We start from the raw sequence: 23014 nt of genomic DNA, 5'->3' as shown, positions 1-23014 counted from the left end.
TTGGTTGCGGGGGCCGGATTTGAACCGACGACCTTCGGGTTATGAGCCCGACGAGCTACCAAGCTGCTCCACCCCGCGTCCGTAATTCTGAGAGCGATTATATCTCTCAGTTGTTACTCTTTCAAGTAACTGAAATAATGGTGCCGAGAAGGGGACTTGAACCCCTACACCTTGCGGCACTAGCACCTCATGCTAGCGTGTCTACCAATTTCACCATCTCGGCAAATCTATTGATTACTGAGGAATGTCGCTATTTACAGGCGCTTGCTCAGTTTTTTCAACAGGTTGTTCTTGCTGTGCTGGAGCACTTAAGTCTTCCCAGCCACTGGTTGTATCCGCTTGTTTTGAACTCATGTTGCCCAGAATCAAGCTGATCACAAAAAATACGGTTGCAAAAATTGCAGTCATTCGGGTCAGAAAATTTCCAGAGCCGCTGGCACCAAATAATGTTCCTGATGCACCAGCCCCAAATGAGGCTCCCATATCTGCGCCTTTACCTTGTTGAACCAGAACCAGGCCAATTACACCAAGCGCAGCCAACAGATAAATCACAAGTAGAATTTCGTACATGGGTTCCACCTATGTTCCATATTGTTGTGCCGGCTTTGCGAGAGCAGTGCCAGCGCACCCCTTCGTCAGGAGCGAGGGAATACTAGCGAATGCCGACATGTGTGACAAGTGATTTTTCCAAGAATGTCGCAATTGGCGAATCGCTTGGGCAATAAATAATCAGTTTTACCATTCAAGACTCCGGCTCAGCTGCTGCTGGCCGGAATCCCTTTCAGAGCAGCGCTTTAGCAGTTGTCTTTCACGGCTTGTGCAATCGCCAGCGCGGATTCCCGAACCAGCGTATCGTCTTCGCCTTCAACCATCACACGGATCAATGGCTCAGTCCCAGACTTACGCAGTAGGACTCGGCCACGTTCACCCAACTTGGCTTCTGCGGCTCTTTGTGCGTCCAGCACCACTTCAGATTCCAGCGGGTTGCTCTCTCCTGAGAACCGGACATTTTCCAGCACCTGCGGGAACATGGTCAGGCCTTCGCACAATTGCTTCAGTGACTGTTGGCTGCTGACCATCGCTTCCATGACCTGCAATCCGGCCACAATACCGTCGCCAGTGGTCACTTTGTCCAAAATAATCACATGGCCAGAATTCTCTGCACCAATGCTCCAATCATGCTTGATCAGCTCTTCCATCACATAACGATCGCCGACTTTCGCACGCACAAATGGAATATCCAACGCTTTTAACGCCAGTTCCATGCCCAGGTTGGTCATCAGAGTACCAACCACGCCGCCTTTCAATTCACCACGCCGCTGTGCGTGACGGGCAATAATGTAGGCAATCTGATCACCGTCAATTTTATTGCCTTCGTTATCAACCATGATGACACGATCACCGTCACCATCCAGGGCAATACCGAAATGAGCATTTTCCTCGACCACTTTGGCCTGTAACGCGCGAACATCGGTCGCACCGACTTCGGCGTTAATATTGATCCCGTCTGGCGCACAGCCAATGGTCAAAACTTCTGCGCCCAATTCACGGAACACGTTCGGCGCAATGTGATAAGTGGCACCATGGGCACAGTCAACAATAATCTTGTAACCTGCAAGGCTCAGATGCGACGGGAAAGTACCTTTACAGAATTCAATATAACGACCCGCTGCATCGTTGATGCGCGTTGCTTTCCCCAAACTGGCTGACTCAACGCAGACAAGTTCTTTATCCAGTTCCGCTTCAATCAACGCTTCTACTTCATCTGGCAGCTTTGTCCCCTCAGAAGAGAAAAACTTGATGCCGTTATCGTAATACGGATTATGTGAAGCAGAAATCACGATACCGGCTTCTGCGCGAAAAGTACGCGTCAGATAAGCGACCGCTGGGGTTGGCATCGGGCCAGTAAACGCAGCCTGTAACCCTGCAGCCGCCAGTCCTGCTTCCAGCGCTGATTCCAGCATATATCCCGAAATACGGGTATCTTTTCCAATAATCACTTTTTTGGTGCCCTGCTGAGACAGCACCCGGCCAGCAGCCCAACCCAGTTTCAAAACAAACTCTGGGGTGATTGGTGACTGACCAACACGGCCACGGACACCATCAGTACCAAAATATTTACGTTCAGCCATGAAAAATAGCTCCTAGCTCTTTATTTTGCCTGCGCCAACGTCATCCGGCAGACAGCCAGTACATCTTGCGTTTCTCGCGTGTCATGGACCCGGATAATCTGGGCGCCCTTCATCGCCGCAATGGAAGCACATGCAAGGCTTCCGGCCAACGCTTCCACAGGTGTTTTATCTAATAATTTACAAACCATTGATTTTCTGGACATTCCCACTAGCATCGGTAAACCAAACTGGTGAAATTTATCCAAATGCGCCAGCAACTGATAGTTGTGTTCCAGGGTTTTTCCGAAACCGAATCCCGGGTCCAAAATCAGTTGATCACGTTGAATTCCAGCCTGTTCACAGGCCTGAACCCGCTCTGCAAGGAAATTTTCCACATCCGTCAACAGATCATCATAATGTGGCTGCTGCTGCATTGTACGCGGTTGGCCCTGCATATGCATTAAGCAAATCGGCACGCCTGCACTCGCTGCGGCTGCCATGGCACCAGGCTCACGCAATGCACGGATATCATTGATCAGATCAGCCCCCGCCTTAACAGACTCCGTCATCACGTCAGCTTTACTGGTATCGACAGAAATCCAGCAGTCAAAACGCTGGCGAATCGCTTCAACAACAGGCACCACCCGTTCAAGTTCTTCCTGTACGGAAACTTCTGCGGCTCCCGGACGTGTCGATTCACCACCAATATCAATGAAACTGGTGCCGACAGCCAACATCTCTTCCACATGACGCAACGCACTATCTAATTGATTGAATTGCCCCCCATCAGAAAAGGAATCCGGCGTAAAATTCAAAATGCCCATGGTATGCGGGTAAGAAAGATCCAGTGTTTTCTCTTTGCTTTTCAATAACAAGGCCCATTACTCCTACCAAAGAAGCCCTGTGATAGCAACACAGGGCTCATTTGTTTCCATATAAAATTCAGGCGCAGAAACAAAAAACCCCGAGTTACCCCGGGGTTTTGAACTGACCGTCAGACATTATGCCTGCGGCTTATCATTTTCTTCACTATGATGCGGCTGTACCTGTTCAGGCTTTTCAGCCGGCTTGCCCGCATCTTTCGCATCAACACTGGCTTGACTGTCGCTTTCCGTCGTATCCGACTTCAGTGTATCGTCTTTATCGCCCCAGCCTTTGGGTGCACGGATCTCAGATTTCCGTCCCATCAGGTCATCCAACTGACCTGCATCAATGGTTTCATACTTCATCAATGCATCTTTCATTGAATGAAGAATGTCCATGTTGCTGACCAGGATCTCTCTGGCTCGCTCGTAATTGCGATCGATAATGGCACGCACTTCTTCATCAATAGCTCGTGCAGTATCTTCAGACATGTGCTTCGTCTTCGTCACCGAACGACCCAGGAAGACTTCACCTTCATCTTCTGCATACAGCAGCGGACCCAGTTTGTCTGAGAAGCCCCACTGTGTCACCATCTTACGGGCAATGTCTGTTGCTCGTTCGATATCGTTCGAAGCACCCGTCGAAACTTTTTCCACCCCGTAGATCAACTCTTCAGCAAGACGACCGCCGTACAGGCTGGAAATCATAGATTCCAGATACTCTTTGGAGTGACTGACACGATCTTGCTCAGGCAGGTACATGGTGACACCCAGCGCACGGCCACGTGGAATGATCGACACTTTGTACACTGGGTCATGATCCGGAACCAATCGACCAATAATGGCGTGGCCCGCTTCGTGATAGGCCGTCGATTCTTTCTGCTCTTCAGACATCACCATCGATTTACGCTCTGCGCCCATCATGATTTTGTCTTTCGCCAGTTCGAATTCCACCATAGAAACAGTGCGTTTGTTCCCGCGTGCCGCGAACAATGCTGCTTCGTTTACCAGGTTTGCCAGATCAGCACCCGAGAAGCCTGGGGTACCACGCGCAATCAGAGACGGCTCTACATCGTTATCCAGCGGCACTTTACGCATGTGCACTTTCAGGATTTGTTCACGACCACGCACATCCGGCAGACCAACAACAACTTGACGGTCAAAACGTCCAGGACGCAACAGCGCAGGGTCCAGCACATCAGGGCGGTTGGTCGCCGCGATCACAATGATCCCTTCATGACCTTCGAAACCATCCATTTCGACCAGCATCTGGTTCAGTGTTTGTTCACGTTCATCGTGACCACCACCAACACCGGCACCACGCTGACGACCGACAGCATCAATCTCATCGATGAAGATAATACAAGGTGCTGCTTTCTTCGCCTGATCAAACATGTCACGGACACGAGATGCACCCACACCCACGAACATTTCAACAAAGTCAGAACCAGAAATGGTAAAGAAAGGTACTTTCGCTTCACCTGCGATGGCTTTCGCAAGCAGGGTTTTACCCGTACCTGGAGGACCAACCATCAGAACACCTGTCGGGATTTTACCGCCCAGTTTCTGGAATCGGCTTGGATCGCGCAGGTAATCCACCAGCTCTTTCACATCTTCTTTGGCTTCATCACAGCCAGCAACATCGTTGAAGGTCGTTTTAATTTGATCTTCACTCATCATGCGCGCTTTCGATTTGCCGAACGACATGGCGCCTTTGCCACCGCCGCCCTGCATCTGGCGCATAAAGAATATCCATACCCCAATCAGCAATAGCATTGGGAACCAGGAGATAAAGATAGAAGCCAGAAGACTTGGTTCTTCCGGTGGTGTCCCAACCACTTTTACGTTTGCATTAATCAGGTCGTCCAGCAATTTCTGGTCATTCAGGACAGGCAGATAAGTCACATAACGGGTGTTATCACGCTTGAACACCGTGATCTCACGATCATTGAATCGTACTTCCCTAATCTGATCCTGACCGATTTCCCGGACAAAAGTCGTATAGTCGACTTGACGGCCAGCACTATCTCCCGGACCGAAGCTCTGAAAAACAGACATCAGCACCACGGCGATGACTAACCACAAAATCAAGTTTTTTGCCATGTCACTCAAGGTGTTAACCTCGCGATAACTTTAAAGATGAATGTAGGGTACTACAGTTTATAACCTGTAGCCACAATATAGACTTCCCGGGAGCGATCCCTGGATGAGTCTGGTTTACGGATTTTGACCACCTTGAACATACTGCGCACTTCGGCCAGATACTGATCAAAGCCTTCACCCTGGAAGACTTTGACTGCAAAGCATCCATTCGGTGCAAGAACTTGCCTGCACATATCTAATGCTAGTTCAACAAGATACATTGCTCTAGGTTGATCCGAGGCCAGATTTCCGCTCATGTTAGGCGCCATATCAGACAGCACAACATCAACCATATCCGGTTGAATCCGCTCAAGCAACGCATCCAGCACCGCTTCTTCACGAAAGTCACCCTGCAGAAAACTCACCCCGGGTAAGGAATCCATCGGCAGGATATCACAAGCAATCACTTGCCCTGTATCTCCGACAATGTCAGCCGCATACTGTGACCAACCACCCGGTGCAGCACCCAAGTCAACAACGGTCATTCCTGGTTTTAATAACTTATCTTTGTTCTGGATTTCCTCCAGTTTAAAAATAGCTCGGGAACGATAGCCCTTCTTTTGGGCCTCCAGGACATACTTATCATCAAAATGCTCTTTCAGCCAGCGTCCAGAGCTGGCTGAATGTTTCTTTTTACTCATGCATTACCCAATGCGATTACACTCAGCGACCGATAGTTCCCGTTCTGGTTCAGCTGTACTACTTTTACTGTGGCCCAGAGTTGGCAGGAACACCAGCGTAACGAAACAACGTTAGTCATATTGACTAGATGGCGTTAGAATACCCTGTTTTCAACCCTTGTTATAGATATTGAGTCACCATGAACCTAAGCACCAAACAGAAGCAATACCTCAAAGGCCTTGCTCACAGCCTGAAGCCTGTTGTCCTGATGGGGGCAAACGGCCTGACTGAAGCCGTGCTGTCAGAAATCGAACTGGCCCTGTCTCACCACGAGCTGATCAAAGTCAAAGTTGCTGCGGAAGAGCGTGAAACCAAGCAACTGATCGTCGAAGCCATTGTGCGTGAAACTCAGGCAGAAAAAGTACAGGTCATCGGGAATATTCTGGTGCTGTACCGTCAGTCTGAAGATCGAAAAATCGAACTTCCACGTAAATAAAAAAGGCCGCCAATGCGGCCTTTTTTATCGTTCAAGGCCCGGCAACTGTTACATTTTTTAACAATAAACCTGCCGGCCCTGCCGCTTAAATGTACTCGACCTTCTCGATCTCGAACTCTTTGTTGCCGCCAGGCGTCACAATACTGACTTCATCGCCTTCCTGTTTGCCAATCAGCCCCCGGGCAATCGGTGAATTCACAGAAATCAGACCACGTTTAATGTCGGCTTCGTCATCACCCACAATACAATAAGTGACTTCCTCATCTGTATTGACGTCAAACAAGGTCACAGTCGCACCAAAAATGACTTTACCGTGATTGGTCATTTTGGTGACATCAATCACCTGCGCAACAGAGAGTTTATATTCAATATCACGAATCTGGGCTTCGCAGATCCCCTGCTCCTCTCGAGCAGCATGGTATTCAGCATTTTCTTTCAGATCGCCCAGCTCTCGAGCTTCAGCGATGGCCTCAGAAATCAGTGGACGACGTTTCATCAAGGCGTCCAGCTCTTGACGCAGCTGCTGTTCGCCGCGGACTGTCATTGGGATCTTTTCCATAAAATTATCTACCTCGAAACGCCAAAAAAGCGGGATTGCTTTTCGGACAAAAAAAAGCCAGCCCAGCACAAGTCTGGGCTAACACATAAATAGAAGAAACTGCTTTTCTGCCCCACAAGATACCTAATACTCTGCCCCGGATGCAACCTCTGTAACTCGGTTCTGACGAAGACTCCGAAAAAGTCACTTTTTCTTCGCGATCCTGACGTGATTCTGGGCGACGTAAGGGGAAGTCTGGAAGCTTCCTGCGGTTGCTTTCTCGTCGAATCGTCAGATCTTGCAAGATATTAACGAACTTTTATTGCCGCCCGGCCCTCTTACTTCCTATGATTCCCAGTTCAATTTCTCAGTAGCTCAACCAAGATGAAAAAAATAACAGGCTTTTTATTAGCTTCACTCACATTCAGTCATCCGGTCTGGGCCGATTTTTCTCCCGGCCCCGCGATTGAAGCGTTACCTCAGGGTCACGACCTGGCTTTAATCATCACGGACCCGTCGAGCGGGACAACCGTCTTTAGCCAGCGTGCCGAACAGCTGCAGGCACCAGCCAGTACCCAAAAGTTACTGACAGCACTGGCCGCCAAGTTATACCTGGGCAATGATTTCCGGTTTACCACTCAAATAGAACAGCAAGATCAGGACTTCATCTTCAGATTCAGCGGTGATCCAACCCTGTCTCGCAGCGACCTGACTGCGATGCTCCAGCAGCTCAAGTCAAAAGGAGTTCGCCGTATCACCGGTAATATCTACCTCAACGGCAGTCAGTTTACCGGCTATGAACAAGCCCCGGGATGGCCCTGGGACAGCCTGGGAGTCTGCTACAGCGCCCCTTCTAGCAGCATCACACTGGAGCACAACTGCGTTCAGGCGGCACTGTACAGTGATCAATCCTTGGGGCAGTTCACCCGACTGCATGTACCGTCCCACCAGCCAATTACTGCAACCAGCCGGGCGAAAGTCGTCAGCAAGGCCCAGCAAAAGACTGAATTTTGTGCTCTGGAACTCCAGACTCAGCCCGGAAACCACTACCAGCTCAGTGGTTGCCTCCCCCAACGGGATAAACCATTACCACTGAATTTCGCAGTCGTCGACACGGAAGCTTATGTTCGCAACGTCCTCCAACAGGAACTGAAACGAGCCGGGATCCGTTTCAAAGGCGACATCATGCGCAACGACACAGCAAAAGGCGTCCCCCTGATCAGCCACCACTCAGAGACACTGCCTGCCCTGCTCAAGGTCATGCTGGAAGATTCCGATAACCTGATCGCTGACAATCTGGCCAAAACACTGGGACAACGCTACTACGAACAACCCGGCAGCTTTCGGAATGGCACCAAAGCCATCAAAACCATCATCAAAGCACATACCGGGATTGATTTGGAATTCGCGGTTCTGGCTGATGGTTCAGGCTTATCTCGAGACAACCGAATCATGGCCAGCGATATGATGAAAGTGATCACTTACATTTATCAGCATGATGACAGCCTCGGACTGATGAAGGATCTGCCGGTTGCCGGGTTAACCGGCACACTGCGCTACCGCCAGAGTGTGCGTCAGGCGCCGATTAAACAGCACCTTGCCGCAAAATCAGGTTCGTTGTATGGCACCTTTAACCTTGCTGGCGTCATGACAGCCAAATCGGGCAAACCCTTGCTGGTAGTCCAGTTTGTCACCAACTATCTGCCTCCGGAAAAATCGGAAGATGCTCCGGCCATTGATCCGGAAATTACCCAGTTCGAACGCACACTCTACACCGAACTGTACAACGCGTTTTAGAGGGGAAAAAACCTGAAAGTCAGCAGCCGCTCAGGAATATCTGAGCGGCTGCTGAGCGTGCTGAAAAAACCTACCTGTTCATCGCTCTGATAAATCCATTGCCATCAAAAAGGCGGTTCCCCCGCTTCCGGGAGCGGCACATCAAATGAAAACACAACCGAAGACACCATGCGGTACATCCCACAGGAAATCACTAAATCCAGCAAACCTTTCACACCGATCTCTTCAATCAAAGCCTGCTGCGTTTTCTCAGCAATGCTTCGCTGATACACCACATCCTGAGCGACCTGCCAGGTATAAAGATAAAGAGGCTTCATCTCTGCTGTAGCCAAATCGCCTTCCAGCACCTGATGAATCACATGACCGGGCAATCCTGCACGTTCCGCGGGGGCAATATGCTTTTCCCACACAAAAGGCGCCCCAAGACAGCGTGCCGTCGCAAGAATGCCCAACTCCCGAAGGTCACCGGCTAACTCACTTTCATACCGTACATAAGTGCCGAGCTGGCCCAAATGTTGCGCCAGAACCGGATGATTCATCAAGGTGCGGTACATGCCCGACAGCCCATCCCGAGGGCCAATCAGGGTATCGTAGATGGCCTTTCCCTGTGCATCCAGATCGGCTCTTTCTTTCAGAGGTAATGTCGCCATTGTATTCTCCGTTTCCTGTCACTGTTTCCTGCGAATGTCTCCAAACGAATCGTGAGCCGCGATCAGGTTTCAGCCCAATCCGGATGATCCAGTTCCTGACGCCACGGATTCACCGGCGTCAGAATGTTCGGATCACACCGCGCATCAATCACAAATGGCCCTTTGGCAGCCAAGGCCAATTCAAAAGCATTCGCCAGTGCATCCGGATGTTCGACAATGATGCCATCACCGCCTAATGACCGTGAAAAAGCCGCCCAGTCATGGGTACTCAGAGAGGTCAGTTCCTTTGCATTCGCCGTTTCAGCCCGCAGAAAAACGTTCCCCAGAGCGCTGTTGTTGATCACCAGAACAATCAGGGGCAACTGATGACGGGCTGCCGTCTGAATTTCAATTCCGTTCATCAACATGCAGCCATCACCAGTAATCACCACGCAAGGATGGTCCGGCCTGGCCACCTTGGCACCCACACCTGCCGGAATCGCCCAGCCCATTGGGGCAAGCGCCGTCGCTGTCAGATACTGCCTTGGACCATGAGATTGCCAGTAATGCCCGGCAAATGCCCGATGCGCACCGGAGTCACCAATGATCACTGTATCTTGCGGCGCTATCTTCTGAAGCTCGGCGATCACCCGGGCCGGGTTCATCGGGCTCGCATCACTCACCAGATATTCCGGCTCATAAAAGCGAGGCTGAGAGATAATGGATGCCAGCCACTGCTGGCGTTGATGATTCATTTCCCGAAGTGGCAGCAACCGCGCTTCCTGCTCTTTTTCCAGTAACCAGCTTAATACCGCGGTCACGTCTCCCTGAACCGGTACATCAACCGGAAAATTCTTGCCGAACATGCTGATATCCAGATCGACCTGATAGATTCCGGCCTCTGGCTGCAACCCCTGGTCCCAGCGCATGGTGTCTCGCTGATTCATGCTCGAACCCAGCACAAGTAGTAATTGATTCCCCTCCGTCTCCGACTGAGACGCACCCGATGCACGCTGATGCAACAAGGCTAATGTTGAGTGCCGAGTCCCCGAATAGCCAAACACTCCCAGGGATAAGGGATGATTTTCAGGAAACACACCTTTCGCTTTCAACGTCGTTGCAACCGGGATCTGATACCTTTCCGCAAACTGAATCAGTGCCTGAGTCGCTTCTGAACGCACGGCACCACTCCCCACTAAAATCGTGACATTGGCTTGACCGGCCTGACTGGCTTCAATCAATCCCTCGCAGAGCTGTTCTGCCCCGGACAAATCAAATGCCCGAGGTGTTCGCGAGACATCATGCAAGGCTTTGATGGGATGGGACTGTATATCGATGTCCTGAGTCTGAATTTGTTTCGGAAAACTCAGACTGACGGGCTTAAGCTCCTGGCCCAGCATGGTTCTGAGCGCCCGGTCCAGCAGATGGGGCACCATCTGTGCTTCCGGAACTTTCAGCGCCATTTCCGTGACCGAACTCAGCATCCGGACATCATTCAACCCAGCTTCGCTGGCATCCTGGAAACCGCCCCGACCACTCCATTCAGTCGGCACCTCTCCGGCCAGCACTAACACAGGCGACTCATCGGTGCAGGCCGCCGCCAAAGGACCAACCATGTTGGCCGTTCCCGGGCCACCAATCCCCATACACACGCCAAACTGACCGCTTGCTCTGGCGTATCCGTCCGCCATATAAGCCGCGCCCGCCTCACTGGCTGCCACTATGGCTTTGACGTCATTTTCTCCCGTCCCAAACTGATTCAGAAATGGGTCAATCACTCCGCCGGGCACCATAAACACATGATCAACACCATTGGCCCGGATGGTCTCAAGGACATATTTGGCGACGGATGTTTTTTCTTTGGCAGATGTTTTTTGCTGTTCGTATTGCATCTGACCTCCCCTCACACAGGCAAATTTTTCAGGAAGTGAAGACTGGGCATAAAGAAGTATTCGCCGCCCTTCATCCGGACAACACCGGAGAAGCTAAACGAAACTTGTTCTGCTGTCGGGCTTCCCCAACCTTTCGACCAGGATTGCGGTTTCGGCACCTCAGTTGCTTTCAACTGCCCGACCAAAGGATCTAACCCGACATCTTCATGCAGAAACTTTTCGCTGTTACACCAGGTGTGCTGCATGAAAATAAACTGATCAACAATACTGGCCTGAAAGCTCAGAAACAGCAGCCCGGCTTCGGTCCACTCCTGTGCCGGATGACGCTCCGTCTCACCAAAGCTGATCCCTCTGCGCACAATGCGGCGGCTCCGCTCAATGGTTGGCGGCGAATTAAACTGGCGCACCGTGTCGCCTCTGGGGTTTGTTTTTCTGACATGCGCATGCAGTGGGCACTTCAAGCCCTCAGCATCGTCGTCAAAATTGAAGTTGTTGAACAGGTTGGTCCAGCCATCCCCCGACTGCTCACTGATGGGTGTCCCGTCCTGAAAGCGACCGACACACAGTGCCCCTGCATATTCCGCCGAAATTTTCCGGTCGGCATTTTCTGACAGGGTATTAGCCAGCATATCCGCCCGTTGCCAGAATCCTTTGATATTCTGCTGAAGCTTACGATAGACCACATAAGTACCAAAACTGGCATGATCCCCGCCCGGATCCGGCACCATCACCAAGTTCAGCGGTGCACTGGGATCATTGTTACTGTACCCGCCATTGCGGTATTCTTCCGTGAGTTCGGAAAAGAGAAACTTCGGATTGCTGACACCATCCACAAAGCCAAAATGTTCAATCACCTGCTGCTTGTCATTGCGCATCACATGGCCATGCTGAACCACCGCAATATGCCCGATGCCATCAAGCGACTGCGCCACTTCTGCCACTAAATCGGTCAGCGCCTTTTCAGCCTCAGCCAGCGGACCACTAAGTGCCAGAATCAGCATCCCATCCAAATCCTGAGAAAAATCTGACTCCCACTGAGACAGATCATCATTGAGCGGATTCGCCGTTGGCTTATGATCACCGCGCGGCGATGTGTCATACCGCTGGTCTAAATCTTTCATCCCCGCGAGAAACGCCGGGTCATCCGGCCATTGCTCCCGGAGAATGCCGAGCTTGCGATACCCAGACGCACTCAGCATCAGGTTCACGAACAAGTGGTCATGTTTCCCCTGAAGTTTAAACGCCTGATGCTGCTGACCCTGCTCAAGCATAGAGGTAACCTTTTCCGACATCTGCCATATCCACTGCCGGTTCGCGACTTCATCCGAGCCCAAGCAGAAAAAGACATGCCGCGCATAATCCCGGCCATGGCCCTTCAGAATATTTCCCTGCAAATTGGCAAAGACAGACCGAAAATTCGGATCATCCAAGTCAATATTGGTTTGATTTAAATTCACAGACATTGCTTCTCTCCCTATGCATCTGATCCCAACAGTCTTTCGCCAAATCAGTGATAGATAAAAATTTGCCGGTGCTACAGACACCGGCTAGTGATTGAGACTCAATTGACGTTGAGGCTGGACGCATCCGGTTCAGGTAAAGTCGGGTTGCCCGGTGCTGCCTGAATGTTTCCGGCGTTCAGCAGGCTGGCAACCATCGCGTAGTAACCGGCGGTTAATGTAATTTCAGTGAGTTCCTGAACATTAAATCTTGTCTTAAGCGCTTCAAACAACACGTCACTGACTCGCTTGCACACCAACAGCTGACGAACATAAGCCACCAGATCCCGTTCCATTGGGCTGATTTCAGGTTCCTTGTCTGGTAAGCGCCGGTTGCGAATCACCTCTATAGCCTGCGGTGATATCCCTGCCTGCTGCGCAAATTTTTCATGAAATCCCCACTCAAACTGGCAGGCGTTTTCACTCAGCGCTGTCAGAATCACCAACTCTTTCACCGCAGGTTTCAGACAGGAATCGAAGCGTAAAAATCCCCCCAGATCAGCCACCAGCTCTGCCGCTTTCGGGGAATTTAAAAGCAACGCAAAAACGCCGGACACGTGGCCTCTGCTGGCTGCAATATGCTCATAAGCTGCCAGCGTTTCGTCAGATAATTCTGCCGAATCATCGAGATAAGGAAGTCGCGCCATACAACCTCCTTAGTCACGCTTCAGCGTCGGCAGCTCATTTTCATTGACCAGCAATGCTGCATTGACAGCCGACTCAATCGCACCTTCAATCCAGGCATGCTTCAGAGATGCATGCTCTCCGGCAAAGTGAAGTCGCGCTTTTCCGGTTTCCGTGCTCGGCCACTCAGACTGGATAATGGCTTTATGGAGTAAATCCAGCTGCCCCGGGTAGAAAATCGCAGCTTCACCAAAGGCATAAGGATCATTCATCCAACTCACGGTTGCAGCACCGACAATGTTGTCTTGGTTATCTCTGTATTTCTTCGGATCAAACACACAGAGGTCCCGGATTTTCTGTTGAGCTGCTTCCCTGATGGCATAATCAGCGCCCGGCTCATGATCCGCATGCACAATGGCGACATTATTCAGGGCGTAACAGTAGCGCTCGTAATCAGACATGGAGTCCCACTTCCGCGCATCATCTGCCCAGGAATAACTCGCCAGCATCACACCGCCTTTGCTGGAGCCCATCCGCTCACTTGGGTAGTACATGAAACGGTTCGGCAGATCGGTCACGGAGCCACCCCCATAAATGTCATTTCTGGTTTCCCAAAAACGCTCCCTGAACTCAAGCAGCACTTTCGTAGCAGCATCGTAATGCAGTTCACGCACGGCTTTACGCTTCTCCTGGCTGATTTCAGGCCAGACCTGAACCATGCGGAAACTGGAAAACGGAATGGTCACAATCGCTTCATCCCAACTGCGATCCGATAAAAGTTGGGCGACGGCAGTGTCCTGCTCAAGCCGGGATTCAATATCGTGCGACACCTCGGTTTTAATTCTGACTTTTCCGGTTGTCTCACACAGATAAAGTTCATTCACGGTCTGATTCAGATAAGTGACATCATCCAGATTTTCTTTCTCATAAAATGCCTGAGTAAACTTGTCAGTGCCGCCTTTGACCAGCCAAAAGGCGGTGTCGGGACGAATAATTGCCAGTTCAATAAAGCTTTGAATAAAGGAATAGGACATCCGGGATTCAAGATTCTCGATGACGCCAATCATCTCCAGCGCATTTTCCGACAAATGTTCATCGCCACTGAGCTCGACGACCGCTTCCTTCAGGAACCGTCGCATGGAGTACTCGCCATATTGCGCAATGATTTTTGGCCACGCCGTTTTCGGATCAGCCTGAACCTGATTCACCAAATCACCAATGGCTTTCTCCAGTAATTCCGAAGCCGTTGCGTATTTCTCCCGTTCATCCAGACCGTAATTCAGCAATTCATTAATATCTGAGCCTTCCAGCTCATAGTTTTTGCGTAAAATATGACGACGGTTGACATGAATCAGGTTATTCCCGGTCGCTACAAGATCAGACAGGTCAACATTGCCCTGCGCATCCCGGTCCGGAGTCTGAATTTTTTCTGACAGCGCATCTTTTCTCGAAATACTTTTATTCAGAAAGAGTTGTTTCTCGACGCCGGTGTAATCAATCAGGTACTGCACCAGCTTATGCATATCCGGGATACGCATTGCCCCGGCTTCAGCCGACAGCCGATCATCTTCGAAGTAACGTTTCTGCGGCGTATTCCGAAAAGTTCGGATCCGGCCGCCAACCCGGGTATTGGCTTCAACAATCGTGACTTTGTGGCCAGCTTTTCGTAATAAAGCCGCTGAAACCATCCCTGCGATACCACATCCGATAATCAGGATATTTTTCGACTCGGCCTGACTATCCGGTAAACCCTTCGCCAGACAGTTCATATATGACTGAGCAATCTCATCCTGCTCGTAAGGTAATAAACCGTGAAATGCATCTTCTAAATAACTGACCTCAGACATAACCTTTCCTTTTTTTGTATTTATCAATCTCGTGCTGCCTCCCTCGACGATATAACCGGGCAGCACCGTGTATGATTCAATGATTTCGGGTCCGCGAATCAAAGAAATTCGCTTACTGTTTTCAAAACTAGGTCAGATTGATTGAGATACAAAAAAAGGCGGGATGGAGCAAAAAAAGTATAATCTTCCTCTCATTTGCAGTGTGGAATGATGTAAACATCAGGTTATGAGTATTAATACGATCAAGCCAGATTTTCTCTGTTCAGTGCCTGACAATGAGGTGAGCGGGGAATCCGGGGCAAAAAAAGCCCCGGTATATACCGGGGCCAATCTCAGTCATCCAATGCAATGCTGCATCTTCTGATTATGCTTTTTTCAAACGCGCATGCAGTTCCTGAACAGAAGTCACTGTGTGGCGGTCATCCGCAGTCAGCGCCATACAGGTTGCAAAAGCAGCATTCAGCGTGGTGGTGTAGTTTACCTTCTCAGCCAGAGCACCGCGGCGCAGGACTTTAGAGTCCTCAATCGCCTGACGGCCTTCAGCGGTGTTGATGATGTAGCTGTACTCATTGTTCTTGATTCGGTCAAGAATGTGAGGACGGCCTTCATGCACCTTATTCACCAGACGTGGGTTAATGCCCGCTTCACCCAGAATCACTGCTGTACCATGCGTAGCATCCAGCTCGTAACCCAGTTTCACCAGTTTGGCAGCCAGGTCAACCACACGACGCTTGTCGTTGTTCCGTACAGACAGCAGCGCCCGACCCGCATTTTCACGGCTATGTTCTTTACCACAGCCCAATTCAGCTTTCGCAAAGGCTTCAGCAAAGGTATCACCCACACCCATCACCTCACCGGTCGAGCGCATTTCAGGACCAAGCAGCGGGTCAACACCCGGGAACTTATTAAACGGCAGTACCACTTCCTTCACAGAGTAGTAAGGCGGAATGATTTCCTGGGTAAAGCCCTGCTGTTCCAGTGACTGTCCGGCCATGACACGGGCCGCAATTTTCGCCAGCGGTGCACCGGTCGCTTTCGAGACGAAAGGCACGGTACGCGCAGCCCGCGGGTTCACCTCAATCAGGTAAACTTCGTTGTCTTTCACGGCAAACTGCGTATTCATCAGACCACGAACACCCAGTTCAAATGCCAGCTTCTCAACCTGACGACGCATTTCGTCCTGAATTTCCTGACTCAGGGTATATGCAGGCAATGAACAGGCGGAGTCACCCGAGTGAACACCGGCTTGTTCGATGTGCTCCATGATCCCGCCAATCACAACGCGCTCACCGTCGCAAATCGCATCGACATCAACTTCGGTTGCGTCATCCAGGAAACGATCCAGCAGCACCGGTGATTCGTTCGAGACACTCACAGCTTCGTTAAAGTAGCGACGCAGATCGGCTTCATCGTAAACGATTTCCATCGCACGACCACCCAGAACATACGAAGGACGCACCACCAGCGGGAAACCAATTTCTTTTGATTTCTCAACTGCTTGCTCCATGGTTGTCACGGTCGCATTCTCTGGCTGTTTCAGGCCAAGACGTTCAACAGCCGCCTGGAAACGCTCACGGTCTTCTGCACGGTCAATTGCATCCGGGCTGGTGCCGATAATCGGCACACCGGCCGCTTCCAGTGCACGAGCCAGTTTCAGCGGCGTCTGACCGCCGTACTGAACAATCACACCTTTTGGCTTCTCGACACGCACAATCGACAGCACATCTTCCAGCGTCACCGGCTCGAAGTACAGACGGTCTGAGGTGTCATAGTCGGTCGAAACAGTCTCTGGGTTACAGTTCACCATAATGGTTTCGTAACCGTCTTCACGCAGTGCCAGAGAAGCGTGTACACAGCAGTAATCGAATTCAATCCCCTGACCGATACGGTTCGGGCCACCGCCCAGAACCATGATTTTGTCACGGTCAGTCGGGTTTGCTTCACACTCTTCATCGTAAGACGAGTACATGTAAGCGGTATCGGAAGAGAACTCAGCCGCACAGGTATCCACACGCTTATAAACCGGGTGGATGTTATGACGGTCACGCTCTTTGCGAATTTCCAGTTCCGCCACACCCAGCAGTTTTGCCAGACGGGCATCGGAGAAACCTTTCCGCTTCAGCTGACGCAGGAAGTCACCGGTCAGACCGGCAAAACCACCTTCTTTGACTTTGACTTCCAACTTCACCAGCTCTTCAATCTGAACCAGGAACCAGCGGTCGATGTTGGTCAGGTTGAAGACACCATCCACAGACAGGCCCGCACGGAAAGCATCCGCGATATACCAGATACGCTCAGCACCCGCTTCTTTCAGCTCGTGGCGGATCTTAGTCAGCGCTTCCGGATCGTCCAGATCCACCATCTCGTCAAAACCATTGGCACCGACTTCCAGGCCACGCAATGCTTTTTGCAGTGATTCCTGCTGGTTACGGCCGATGGCCATCACTTCACCCACAGATTTCATCTGCGTGGTCAAACGATCGTTGGCACCGGCAAATTTTTCAAAGTTAAAGCGTGGAATCTTCGTGACAACATAGTCGATGGTCGGCTCAAACGAAGCTGGCGTCGCGCCACCTGTGATGTCGTTCATCAGCTCATCCAGGGTGAAGCCGATGGCCAGTTTGGCCGCAACTTTCGCAATCGGGAAGCCGGTTGCTTTCGATGCCAGCGCTGAAGAGCGGGAAACACGCGGGTTCATCTCGATGATGACCATCCGGCCATCTTTCGGGTTAATCCCGAACTGAACGTTGGAACCACCGGTTTCTACACCAATTTCGCGCAGAACAGCCAGAGACGCATTACGCATCAGCTGGTATTCTTTGTCCGTCAGGGTCTGCGCCGGTGCAACGGTAATGGAGTCACCGGTGTGAATGCCCATTGGATCAAAGTTTTCGATAGCACACACGATGATGCAGTTGTCGTTCTTATCACGAACCACTTCCATCTCGTATTCTTTCCAGCCAATCAGCGACTCATCAATCAACAGCTCATTGGTTGGTGACAGATCCAGACCACGGCGGCAGATCTCTTCAAATTCTTCTTTGTTATAAGCGATACCACCGCCGGTACCCCCCATGGTGAATGACGGGCGGATGATACATGGGAAACCCACCATCTCCAGAACGCCATAGGCTTCTTCCATGGTTTTTGCGGTATCAGCACGCGGACATTCCAGGCCAATGGACTTCATCGCCGCATCGAAACGGGAACGGTCTTCCGCTTTATCAATCGCATCCGCCGTAGCACCAATCATTTCAACGCCGAATTCTGCCAGCACACCATGGCGCTCCAGATCCAGTGCACAGTTCAGTGCGGTCTGACCGCCCATGGTTGGCAGGATCGCGTCAGGACGTTCTTTTTCGATGATTTTACGAACAACTTCCCAGTGGATCGGCTCGATATAAGTTGCATCCGCCATTTCCGGATCGGTCATGATGGTGGCCGGGTTCGAGTTCACCAGGATGACGCGGTAGCCTTCTTCACGCAGCGCTTTACAGGCCTGAGCACCTGAGTAGTCAAACTCACAGGCCTGACCAATCACAATTGGACCGGCACCCAGAATCAGAACACTTTGTATGTCAGTACGTTTTGGCATCGTTTTACTACTCCGGCTTAGGCGCTGTGCTGTTTAATCAGTTCGATAAAGTGGTCAAAAAGTGGTGCCGCATCATGCGGACCCGGGCTGGCTTCAGGGTGTCCCTGGAAGCTGAAAGCCGGTTTGTCAGTCCGGTGAATCCCCTGCAGGGAACCATCGAACAGCGATTTGTGTGTGGCACGCAGATTGTCAGGCAGGGTCTCTTCATCTGCCGCAAAACCGTGGTTCTGACTGGTGATCATCACCACATCACGCTCGAGATCTTTGACCGGGTGGTTGGCACCATGGTGACCGAATTTCATTTTCACGGTCTTCGCACCGCTGGCCAGTGCCAGAATCTGGTGACCCAGACAGATACCGAAAATTGGCAGACCTTTGTCCAGGAAGGTTTGGGTCGCTTCAATGGCGTAAGTACATGGCTCAGGGTCACCCGGGCCGTTCGACAGAAAGACGCCATCCGGATTCATCGCCAGGACTTCTTCGGCTGAAGTTTCAGCCGGTACCACCGTCAGGCGGCAGCCACGGTCGACCAGCATGCGCAGGATATTTCGCTTAGCACCAAAATCGTATGCCACCACGTGGTATGGCAGTTCGCTCGCATCTTTCGCTTCCGGCAGACCATTTTCCAGCGTCCATGAACCTTGCGTCCAGCTGTAGCTTTCTTGGGTCGTCACCACTTTCGCCAGATCCATACCTTTCAGACCCGGGAACGCTTTTGCTTTTTCCAGCGCCAGTGCCGGGTCCAGATTATCGCCAGCCATAATGCAGCCGTTCTGTGCACCTTTCTCGCGCAGCAGTCGGGTCAGTTTACGGGTATCAATATCAGCAATGCCGACAATGTTCTGGGATTTCAGATAATCAGACAGGGTCTGTTGGGAGCGGAAATTTGAAGCAATCAGAGGGAGGTCGCGAATCACCAGGCCTTGCGCGTGGATTGAAGTCGATTCTTCGTCTTCGGAGTTGGTTCCGGTGTTGCCAATGTGGGGATAGGTAAGTGTAACGATCTGTTGCGAATAAGAGGGGTCAGTGAGAATTTCCTGGTACCCCGTCATCGAGGTATTGAAAACAACTTCACCAACGGCCGAACCATCTGCACCGATGGATACGCCGTGGAATACAGTCCCATCTTCAAGGACTAACAGCGCCGATTTGCTCAAGACAACCTCCAATCTTCATAAAAACGCAAATAAAACAGATAAAATTGCATTTACCTATTCCATAGAAAGTCATAAACCGAGTCAAGCCGATTTTTGACAAATTGCGCGCATTCTAGAGATCCACGTCCAAGCTGTCAACAAACAGTTAAAATTAAATTTAAAATATCGACCAAACAGACCGCTTATCCAGCCAACCCGGCGAAAGCACACCTTTTCTCACCGAATTTCAGCGTAAAGTTGAGATGCATGTTCAGGCAACCGTTTGCAACAAACCCAGCAAACAGAAGAACAAAAAAGTCATGTGAAAATGCAGAAAATATCGGAAATAACTTAACCTTTTGATGACCACAATTAAGAACAAGAAGAAACACACCAAAATAAAGACAAAACAACACCAGGTTCAGAGAATGTCCGCGCAAGAATTCATGCCCACTCAAATTGAAATTTTATGCAAAACAGAGCAAGCCATCGCATACCTGTTCCTGACTACAGACGAAAAAAAAGCGGCCATCCTTGTGGCCGCTTTCGCATTACAGGTCATGCAACCCGAGCACATCCTGCATGGTATAAAACCCTGCCGATTGGCTGTCCAGCCAGGCAGCAGCCCGGACAGCACCGTTGGCAAACGTCATCCGGTCGGTCGCCTTGTGCGTGATCTCAACCCGCTCGCCGATATCAGCAAACATCGCCGTGTGTTCACCCACAATGTCACCAGCACGAATGGTCGCGAAACCAATCTCATCGCGGCTGCGTTCCCCCGTGATCCCCTCACGGGCATATACTGCAACATCACTCAGTTTATTCCCCATGGCGCCGGCAATGGCTTCGCCCATTCCCAGGGCTGTGCCGGAAGGTGCGTCTACTTTGTGTCTGTGGTGCGCTTCAATAATTTCAATATCACAGTAGTCGCCCATGATCTTGGCAGCTTTTTCCAGTAATTTGAACGTCAGGTTGACCCCCACACTGTAGTTGGGCGCCATGACCACAGGAATCTGGCTGGCGGCTGCATCAATCAGCGCCTTTTCAGCGTCATTGAACCCCGTGGTTCCAATGACAATTTTTTTATTGTGGCGCTGACACAGTGCCAGATTCGCCAGTGTTGCGACCGGGGCAGTAAAATCAATCAGCACGTCAAAGTCGTTGATTGCTTTTTCCAGATCATCAACAACAGCCACATCCAGCTTACCAATGCCCGCCAATTCTCCGGCGTCCACACCGATCAGGCTGCTTTGCGGACGTTCCGTCGCTGCGCCCACCCGGGCTTGCTCAGACTGAGCCGTTGCCTTCAGTAACTGGCGTCCCATTCGCCCTGCTGCACCGGCAACTGCGATTCTGACCATAGCTGTTTCTCCTTAATAATTTCAGCGCGTGAGACCTGTTTGTTTTTCAGCACACGGCAATTCTAAAGCCATAGATGTCCTGAAAAATAAACAACTCACGAAATACTTATCTAACTTTCGCTGCGCGTGACTCTTCGCCTCTGTCAGAAGAATGGCATCAAACAATCTGTTCAATGATGAAGAAATACAACTGATTCTGCGGCACTGAGTATAGAAAGGCGAAAGATTGCTTATGCGCAGCTCACTAATCTAGCCTGTCTACCGGCGAAAAAAAACCCCGGCATGGCCGAGGTTCCATAAATAATGATTCTGTACAGCTGGCTTAGCCGACGTTCTTCACCTGAAGCTCGCGAGGCACTTCAAAGAACATATTCTCTTCACGGCCGCTCAGTTCTTCCACCTCACCACCAGCGAGCGCCTGAATACGTGCGATAATCTGATTCACCAGTGCCTCCGGTGCAGAAGCACCCGCAGTCACACCCACACTTTGGGTGCCCGTGAACCAGTTTGCATCAACATCTTCTGCACAATCGGTCAGAAAACTTGGTGTCCCCAGCTTTTCAGCCAGCTCACGGAGACGGTTAGAATTGGAGGAATTTTTCGATCCCACCACAATCATCACATCCACGCTGGCTGCCATTTCACGCACCGCATCCTGACGGTTCTGGGTGGCGTAGCAAATATCATCTTTGCGTGGCCCCTGAATGTCAGGAAAAACTTCCCGCAAGCGGTCGATAACATCTGCTGTTTCATCCACAGACAAAGTCGTCTGGCTGACGTAGTGCAAATTGCCCGGATCTTTCACGACCGTCGTCAGTTTGTCGACATCAGCCGGTGTCTCAACCAGATACATCCCGCCAGTTTCACTGGCGTACTGACCCATGGTGCCTTCCACTTCCGGATGGCCGGCATGGCCGATGAGCACCACTTCCATATTCCGGCGGCTGGCACGTGCAACTTCCATATGCACTTTGGTCACCAGTGGGCAAGTAGCATCAAATACAGTCAGTTTACGTGCTTTCGCTTCATTGCGAACTGCCTGAGACACACCATGCGCCGAGAAAATCACAATGTTGTCATCCGGCACTTCGGTCAGTTCTTCCACGAAGATCGCACCGCGCTGTTTCAGTCCTTCCACGACAAATCGGTTATGAACCACCTCGTGCCGAACATAGATGGGCGGCTGATACAATTCCAGCGCTCGTTCAACAATACTGATAGCGCGGTCAACACCAGCACAAAAGCCACGAGGGTTAGCAAGTAAGATTTTCATATCTGGGACTCTTTTTCTGCAATCCGTCCACCCCAGTTCAGACCGGGATGGTCATGGTTTAACCTTCGATGCCGACAACTTCAACATCAAAGGTGACCCGCTGACCTGCCAGCGGGTGATTGAAATCAACGGTTACGGAATCACCCACAACGGCCGTGATCACACCGGGAATATCCTGCCCGTCCGGGCCGCTAAAGGCAATAATGGTTCCGACTTCAGCCGGCGCATCCGCACCAAATCGCGCCAAATCAATATGATGGATGTTATCCGGATTCGGCATACCGAATGCGTCTTCCGGCTCAAGGACAAACTGGCTTTTCTCACCTTCCGTAAGACCCAGCAGGCAACGCTCAAAATTGTCGGTCAGACTGCCATCGCCCATGCGAAATTTGGCGGGTTTTCCCATCGCCTGTGTCGATTCAGCAACCGAACCGTCTTCCAGCTTGATGGAAAAGTGCATTAAAACTTCACTGTTTTCTGTAATTACCGACATGAATACATCCTGATTTCGTGTTGCAACGGGTGCAGAAAGACTAATCTGCACTTCTTTCTTGATGACGCTTTTTACAATAAAGCGCCGCCCGTCGCAA

General features: G+C 51.0%; 18 protein-coding genes and 2 tRNA genes. 2 read left to right on the top strand and 18 right to left on the bottom strand.

Going from position 1 to position 23014, the window contains the following annotated elements; translation table 11 throughout:
* Position 1: 1 nt before the first annotated feature.
* From EA58_RS16605 to rlmE, 7 genes are all read right to left on the bottom strand, one after another.
* Positions 2-78: transfer RNA gene (locus EA58_RS16605), tRNA-Met, on the bottom strand.
* A 60-nt stretch (positions 79-138) separates the two neighbouring features.
* Positions 139-223, bottom strand: a tRNA-Leu gene (locus EA58_RS16600).
* Positions 224-234: 11 nt separating this feature from the next.
* Complete coding sequence (gene secG / locus EA58_RS16595) at positions 235-570, bottom strand: preprotein translocase subunit SecG (RefSeq protein ID WP_036755310.1); 336 nt, start codon at positions 568-570, stop codon at positions 235-237.
* A gap of 224 nt (positions 571-794) precedes the next feature.
* On the bottom strand, positions 795-2132 hold the full coding sequence (gene glmM / locus EA58_RS16590; protein WP_036755307.1) for a phosphoglucosamine mutase: 1338 nt from the start codon (positions 2130-2132) through the stop codon (positions 795-797).
* Positions 2133-2152: 20 nt separating this feature from the next.
* Positions 2153-2986: a dihydropteroate synthase gene (gene folP, locus EA58_RS16585; RefSeq protein WP_036755304.1), complete on the bottom strand. Its 834-nt coding sequence runs from the start codon at positions 2984-2986 to the stop codon at positions 2153-2155.
* A gap of 126 nt (positions 2987-3112) precedes the next feature.
* Positions 3113-5077 (bottom strand): ATP-dependent zinc metalloprotease FtsH, encoded by a 1965-nt coding sequence (gene ftsH / locus EA58_RS16580; protein ID WP_036755303.1) that lies wholly within the window; start codon positions 5075-5077, stop codon positions 3113-3115.
* 50 nt (positions 5078-5127) lie between these two features.
* Positions 5128-5757 carry a 23S rRNA (uridine(2552)-2'-O)-methyltransferase RlmE gene (gene rlmE, locus EA58_RS16575; protein ID WP_036755301.1) on the bottom strand — a complete coding sequence of 210 codons (630 nt, stop codon included), beginning with the start codon at positions 5755-5757 and terminating at the stop codon, positions 5128-5130.
* Positions 5758-5936: 179 nt separating this feature from the next.
* Here rlmE and yhbY point away from each other — a divergent pair, with 179 nt between their 5' ends.
* Positions 5937-6233: a ribosome assembly RNA-binding protein YhbY gene (gene yhbY, locus EA58_RS16570; protein WP_036755299.1), complete on the top strand. Its 297-nt coding sequence runs from the start codon at positions 5937-5939 to the stop codon at positions 6231-6233.
* Between the two features lie 85 nt (positions 6234-6318).
* On the opposite strand, the gene greA is transcribed toward yhbY, so the two are convergent.
* The gene (greA, locus tag EA58_RS16565; protein ID WP_036755366.1) at positions 6319-6792 is read right to left on the bottom strand and encodes a transcription elongation factor GreA; all 474 of its coding nucleotides are present in this window, start codon (positions 6790-6792) and stop codon (positions 6319-6321) included.
* Positions 6793-7155: 363 nt separating this feature from the next.
* Between greA and dacB the strand changes: the two genes are divergently transcribed.
* On the top strand, positions 7156-8568 hold the full coding sequence (gene dacB, locus EA58_RS16560) for a serine-type D-Ala-D-Ala carboxypeptidase (protein ID WP_036755296.1): 1413 nt from the start codon (positions 7156-7158) through the stop codon (positions 8566-8568).
* A 104-nt stretch (positions 8569-8672) separates the two neighbouring features.
* Here dacB and EA58_RS16555 read toward each other — a convergent pair whose 3' ends face one another.
* The 10 genes from EA58_RS16555 to fkpB all read right to left on the bottom strand — a co-directional run bounded on the left by EA58_RS16555 (position 8673) and on the right by fkpB (position 22917).
* Positions 8673-9218: a carboxymuconolactone decarboxylase family protein gene (locus EA58_RS16555; RefSeq protein ID WP_036755293.1), complete on the bottom strand. Its 546-nt coding sequence runs from the start codon at positions 9216-9218 to the stop codon at positions 8673-8675.
* Between the two features lie 62 nt (positions 9219-9280).
* Positions 9281-11089, bottom strand: a complete 1809-nt coding sequence (locus EA58_RS16550) for a thiamine pyrophosphate-binding protein (protein WP_051642162.1) — start codon at positions 11087-11089, stop codon at positions 9281-9283.
* An 11-nt stretch (positions 11090-11100) separates the two neighbouring features.
* A complete protein-coding gene (locus tag EA58_RS16545; RefSeq protein ID WP_036755290.1) occupies positions 11101-12552 on the bottom strand; it encodes a Dyp-type peroxidase in 1452 nt (483 codons plus the stop codon).
* A gap of 98 nt (positions 12553-12650) precedes the next feature.
* The gene (locus EA58_RS21090) at positions 12651-13235 is read right to left on the bottom strand and encodes a carboxymuconolactone decarboxylase family protein (protein WP_051642161.1); all 585 of its coding nucleotides are present in this window, start codon (positions 13233-13235) and stop codon (positions 12651-12653) included.
* A 9-nt stretch (positions 13236-13244) separates the two neighbouring features.
* Positions 13245-15059: a flavin monoamine oxidase family protein gene (locus tag EA58_RS16535; protein ID WP_036755287.1), complete on the bottom strand. Its 1815-nt coding sequence runs from the start codon at positions 15057-15059 to the stop codon at positions 13245-13247.
* 364 nt (positions 15060-15423) lie between these two features.
* Entirely contained in the window at positions 15424-18654 is a 3231-nt protein-coding gene (gene carB, locus EA58_RS16530; protein ID WP_036755284.1) for a carbamoyl-phosphate synthase large subunit, read from the bottom strand.
* A 17-nt stretch (positions 18655-18671) separates the two neighbouring features.
* Positions 18672-19811 (bottom strand): glutamine-hydrolyzing carbamoyl-phosphate synthase small subunit, encoded by a 1140-nt coding sequence (gene carA / locus EA58_RS16525; RefSeq protein WP_036755281.1) that lies wholly within the window; start codon positions 19809-19811, stop codon positions 18672-18674.
* A gap of 530 nt (positions 19812-20341) precedes the next feature.
* A complete protein-coding gene (gene dapB / locus EA58_RS16520; RefSeq protein WP_036755279.1) occupies positions 20342-21151 on the bottom strand; it encodes a 4-hydroxy-tetrahydrodipicolinate reductase in 810 nt (269 codons plus the stop codon).
* A 322-nt stretch (positions 21152-21473) separates the two neighbouring features.
* Entirely contained in the window at positions 21474-22424 is a 951-nt protein-coding gene (gene ispH / locus EA58_RS16515; protein WP_036755277.1) for a 4-hydroxy-3-methylbut-2-enyl diphosphate reductase, read from the bottom strand.
* A gap of 58 nt (positions 22425-22482) precedes the next feature.
* Positions 22483-22917, bottom strand: a complete 435-nt coding sequence (gene fkpB, locus EA58_RS16510) for an FKBP-type peptidyl-prolyl cis-trans isomerase (RefSeq protein ID WP_036755275.1) — start codon at positions 22915-22917, stop codon at positions 22483-22485.
* Positions 22918-23014 lie beyond the last annotated feature (97 nt).

It is taken from the genome of Photobacterium galatheae (assembly GCF_000695255.1).
GTDB lineage: Bacteria > Pseudomonadota > Gammaproteobacteria > Enterobacterales > Vibrionaceae > Photobacterium > Photobacterium galatheae.
Note: the sequence above shows the minus strand (reverse complement) of the source record. Positions and strands in the feature narration are given on the sequence as shown.

Excerpts from the sequence above, each read along its gene's own strand:
- ispH (WP_036755277.1), bottom strand. The coding sequence starts at position 22,424 with ATGAAAATCTTACTTGCTAACCCTCGTGGCTTTTGTGCTGGTGTTGAC.
- EA58_RS16550 (WP_051642162.1), bottom strand. The coding sequence starts at position 11,089 with ATGCAATACGAACAGCAAAAAACATCTGCCAAAGAAAAAACATCCGTC.
- glmM (WP_036755307.1), bottom strand. The coding sequence starts at position 2,132 with ATGGCTGAACGTAAATATTTTGGTACTGATGGTGTCCGTGGCCGTGTT.
- fkpB (WP_036755275.1), bottom strand. The coding sequence starts at position 22,917 with ATGTCGGTAATTACAGAAAACAGTGAAGTTTTAATGCACTTTTCCATC.
- rlmE (WP_036755301.1), bottom strand. The coding sequence starts at position 5,757 with ATGAGTAAAAAGAAACATTCAGCCAGCTCTGGACGCTGGCTGAAAGAG.
- EA58_RS21090 (WP_051642161.1), bottom strand. The coding sequence starts at position 13,235 with ATGGCGCGACTTCCTTATCTCGATGATTCGGCAGAATTATCTGACGAA.
- ftsH (WP_036755303.1), bottom strand. The coding sequence starts at position 5,077 with ATGGCAAAAAACTTGATTTTGTGGTTAGTCATCGCCGTGGTGCTGATG.
- greA (WP_036755366.1), bottom strand. The coding sequence starts at position 6,792 with ATGGAAAAGATCCCAATGACAGTCCGCGGCGAACAGCAGCTGCGTCAA.
- yhbY (WP_036755299.1), top strand. The coding sequence starts at position 5,937 with ATGAACCTAAGCACCAAACAGAAGCAATACCTCAAAGGCCTTGCTCAC.
- secG (WP_036755310.1), bottom strand. The coding sequence starts at position 570 with ATGTACGAAATTCTACTTGTGATTTATCTGTTGGCTGCGCTTGGTGTA.
- EA58_RS16545 (WP_036755290.1), bottom strand. The coding sequence starts at position 12,552 with ATGTCTGTGAATTTAAATCAAACCAATATTGACTTGGATGATCCGAAT.
- dapB (WP_036755279.1), bottom strand. The coding sequence starts at position 21,151 with ATGGTCAGAATCGCAGTTGCCGGTGCAGCAGGGCGAATGGGACGCCAG.
- EA58_RS16535 (WP_036755287.1), bottom strand. The coding sequence starts at position 15,059 with ATGTCTGAGGTCAGTTATTTAGAAGATGCATTTCACGGTTTATTACCT.
- EA58_RS16555 (WP_036755293.1), bottom strand. The coding sequence starts at position 9,218 with ATGGCGACATTACCTCTGAAAGAAAGAGCCGATCTGGATGCACAGGGA.
- carB (WP_036755284.1), bottom strand. The coding sequence starts at position 18,654 with ATGCCAAAACGTACTGACATACAAAGTGTTCTGATTCTGGGTGCCGGT.
- dacB (WP_036755296.1), top strand. The coding sequence starts at position 7,156 with ATGAAAAAAATAACAGGCTTTTTATTAGCTTCACTCACATTCAGTCAT.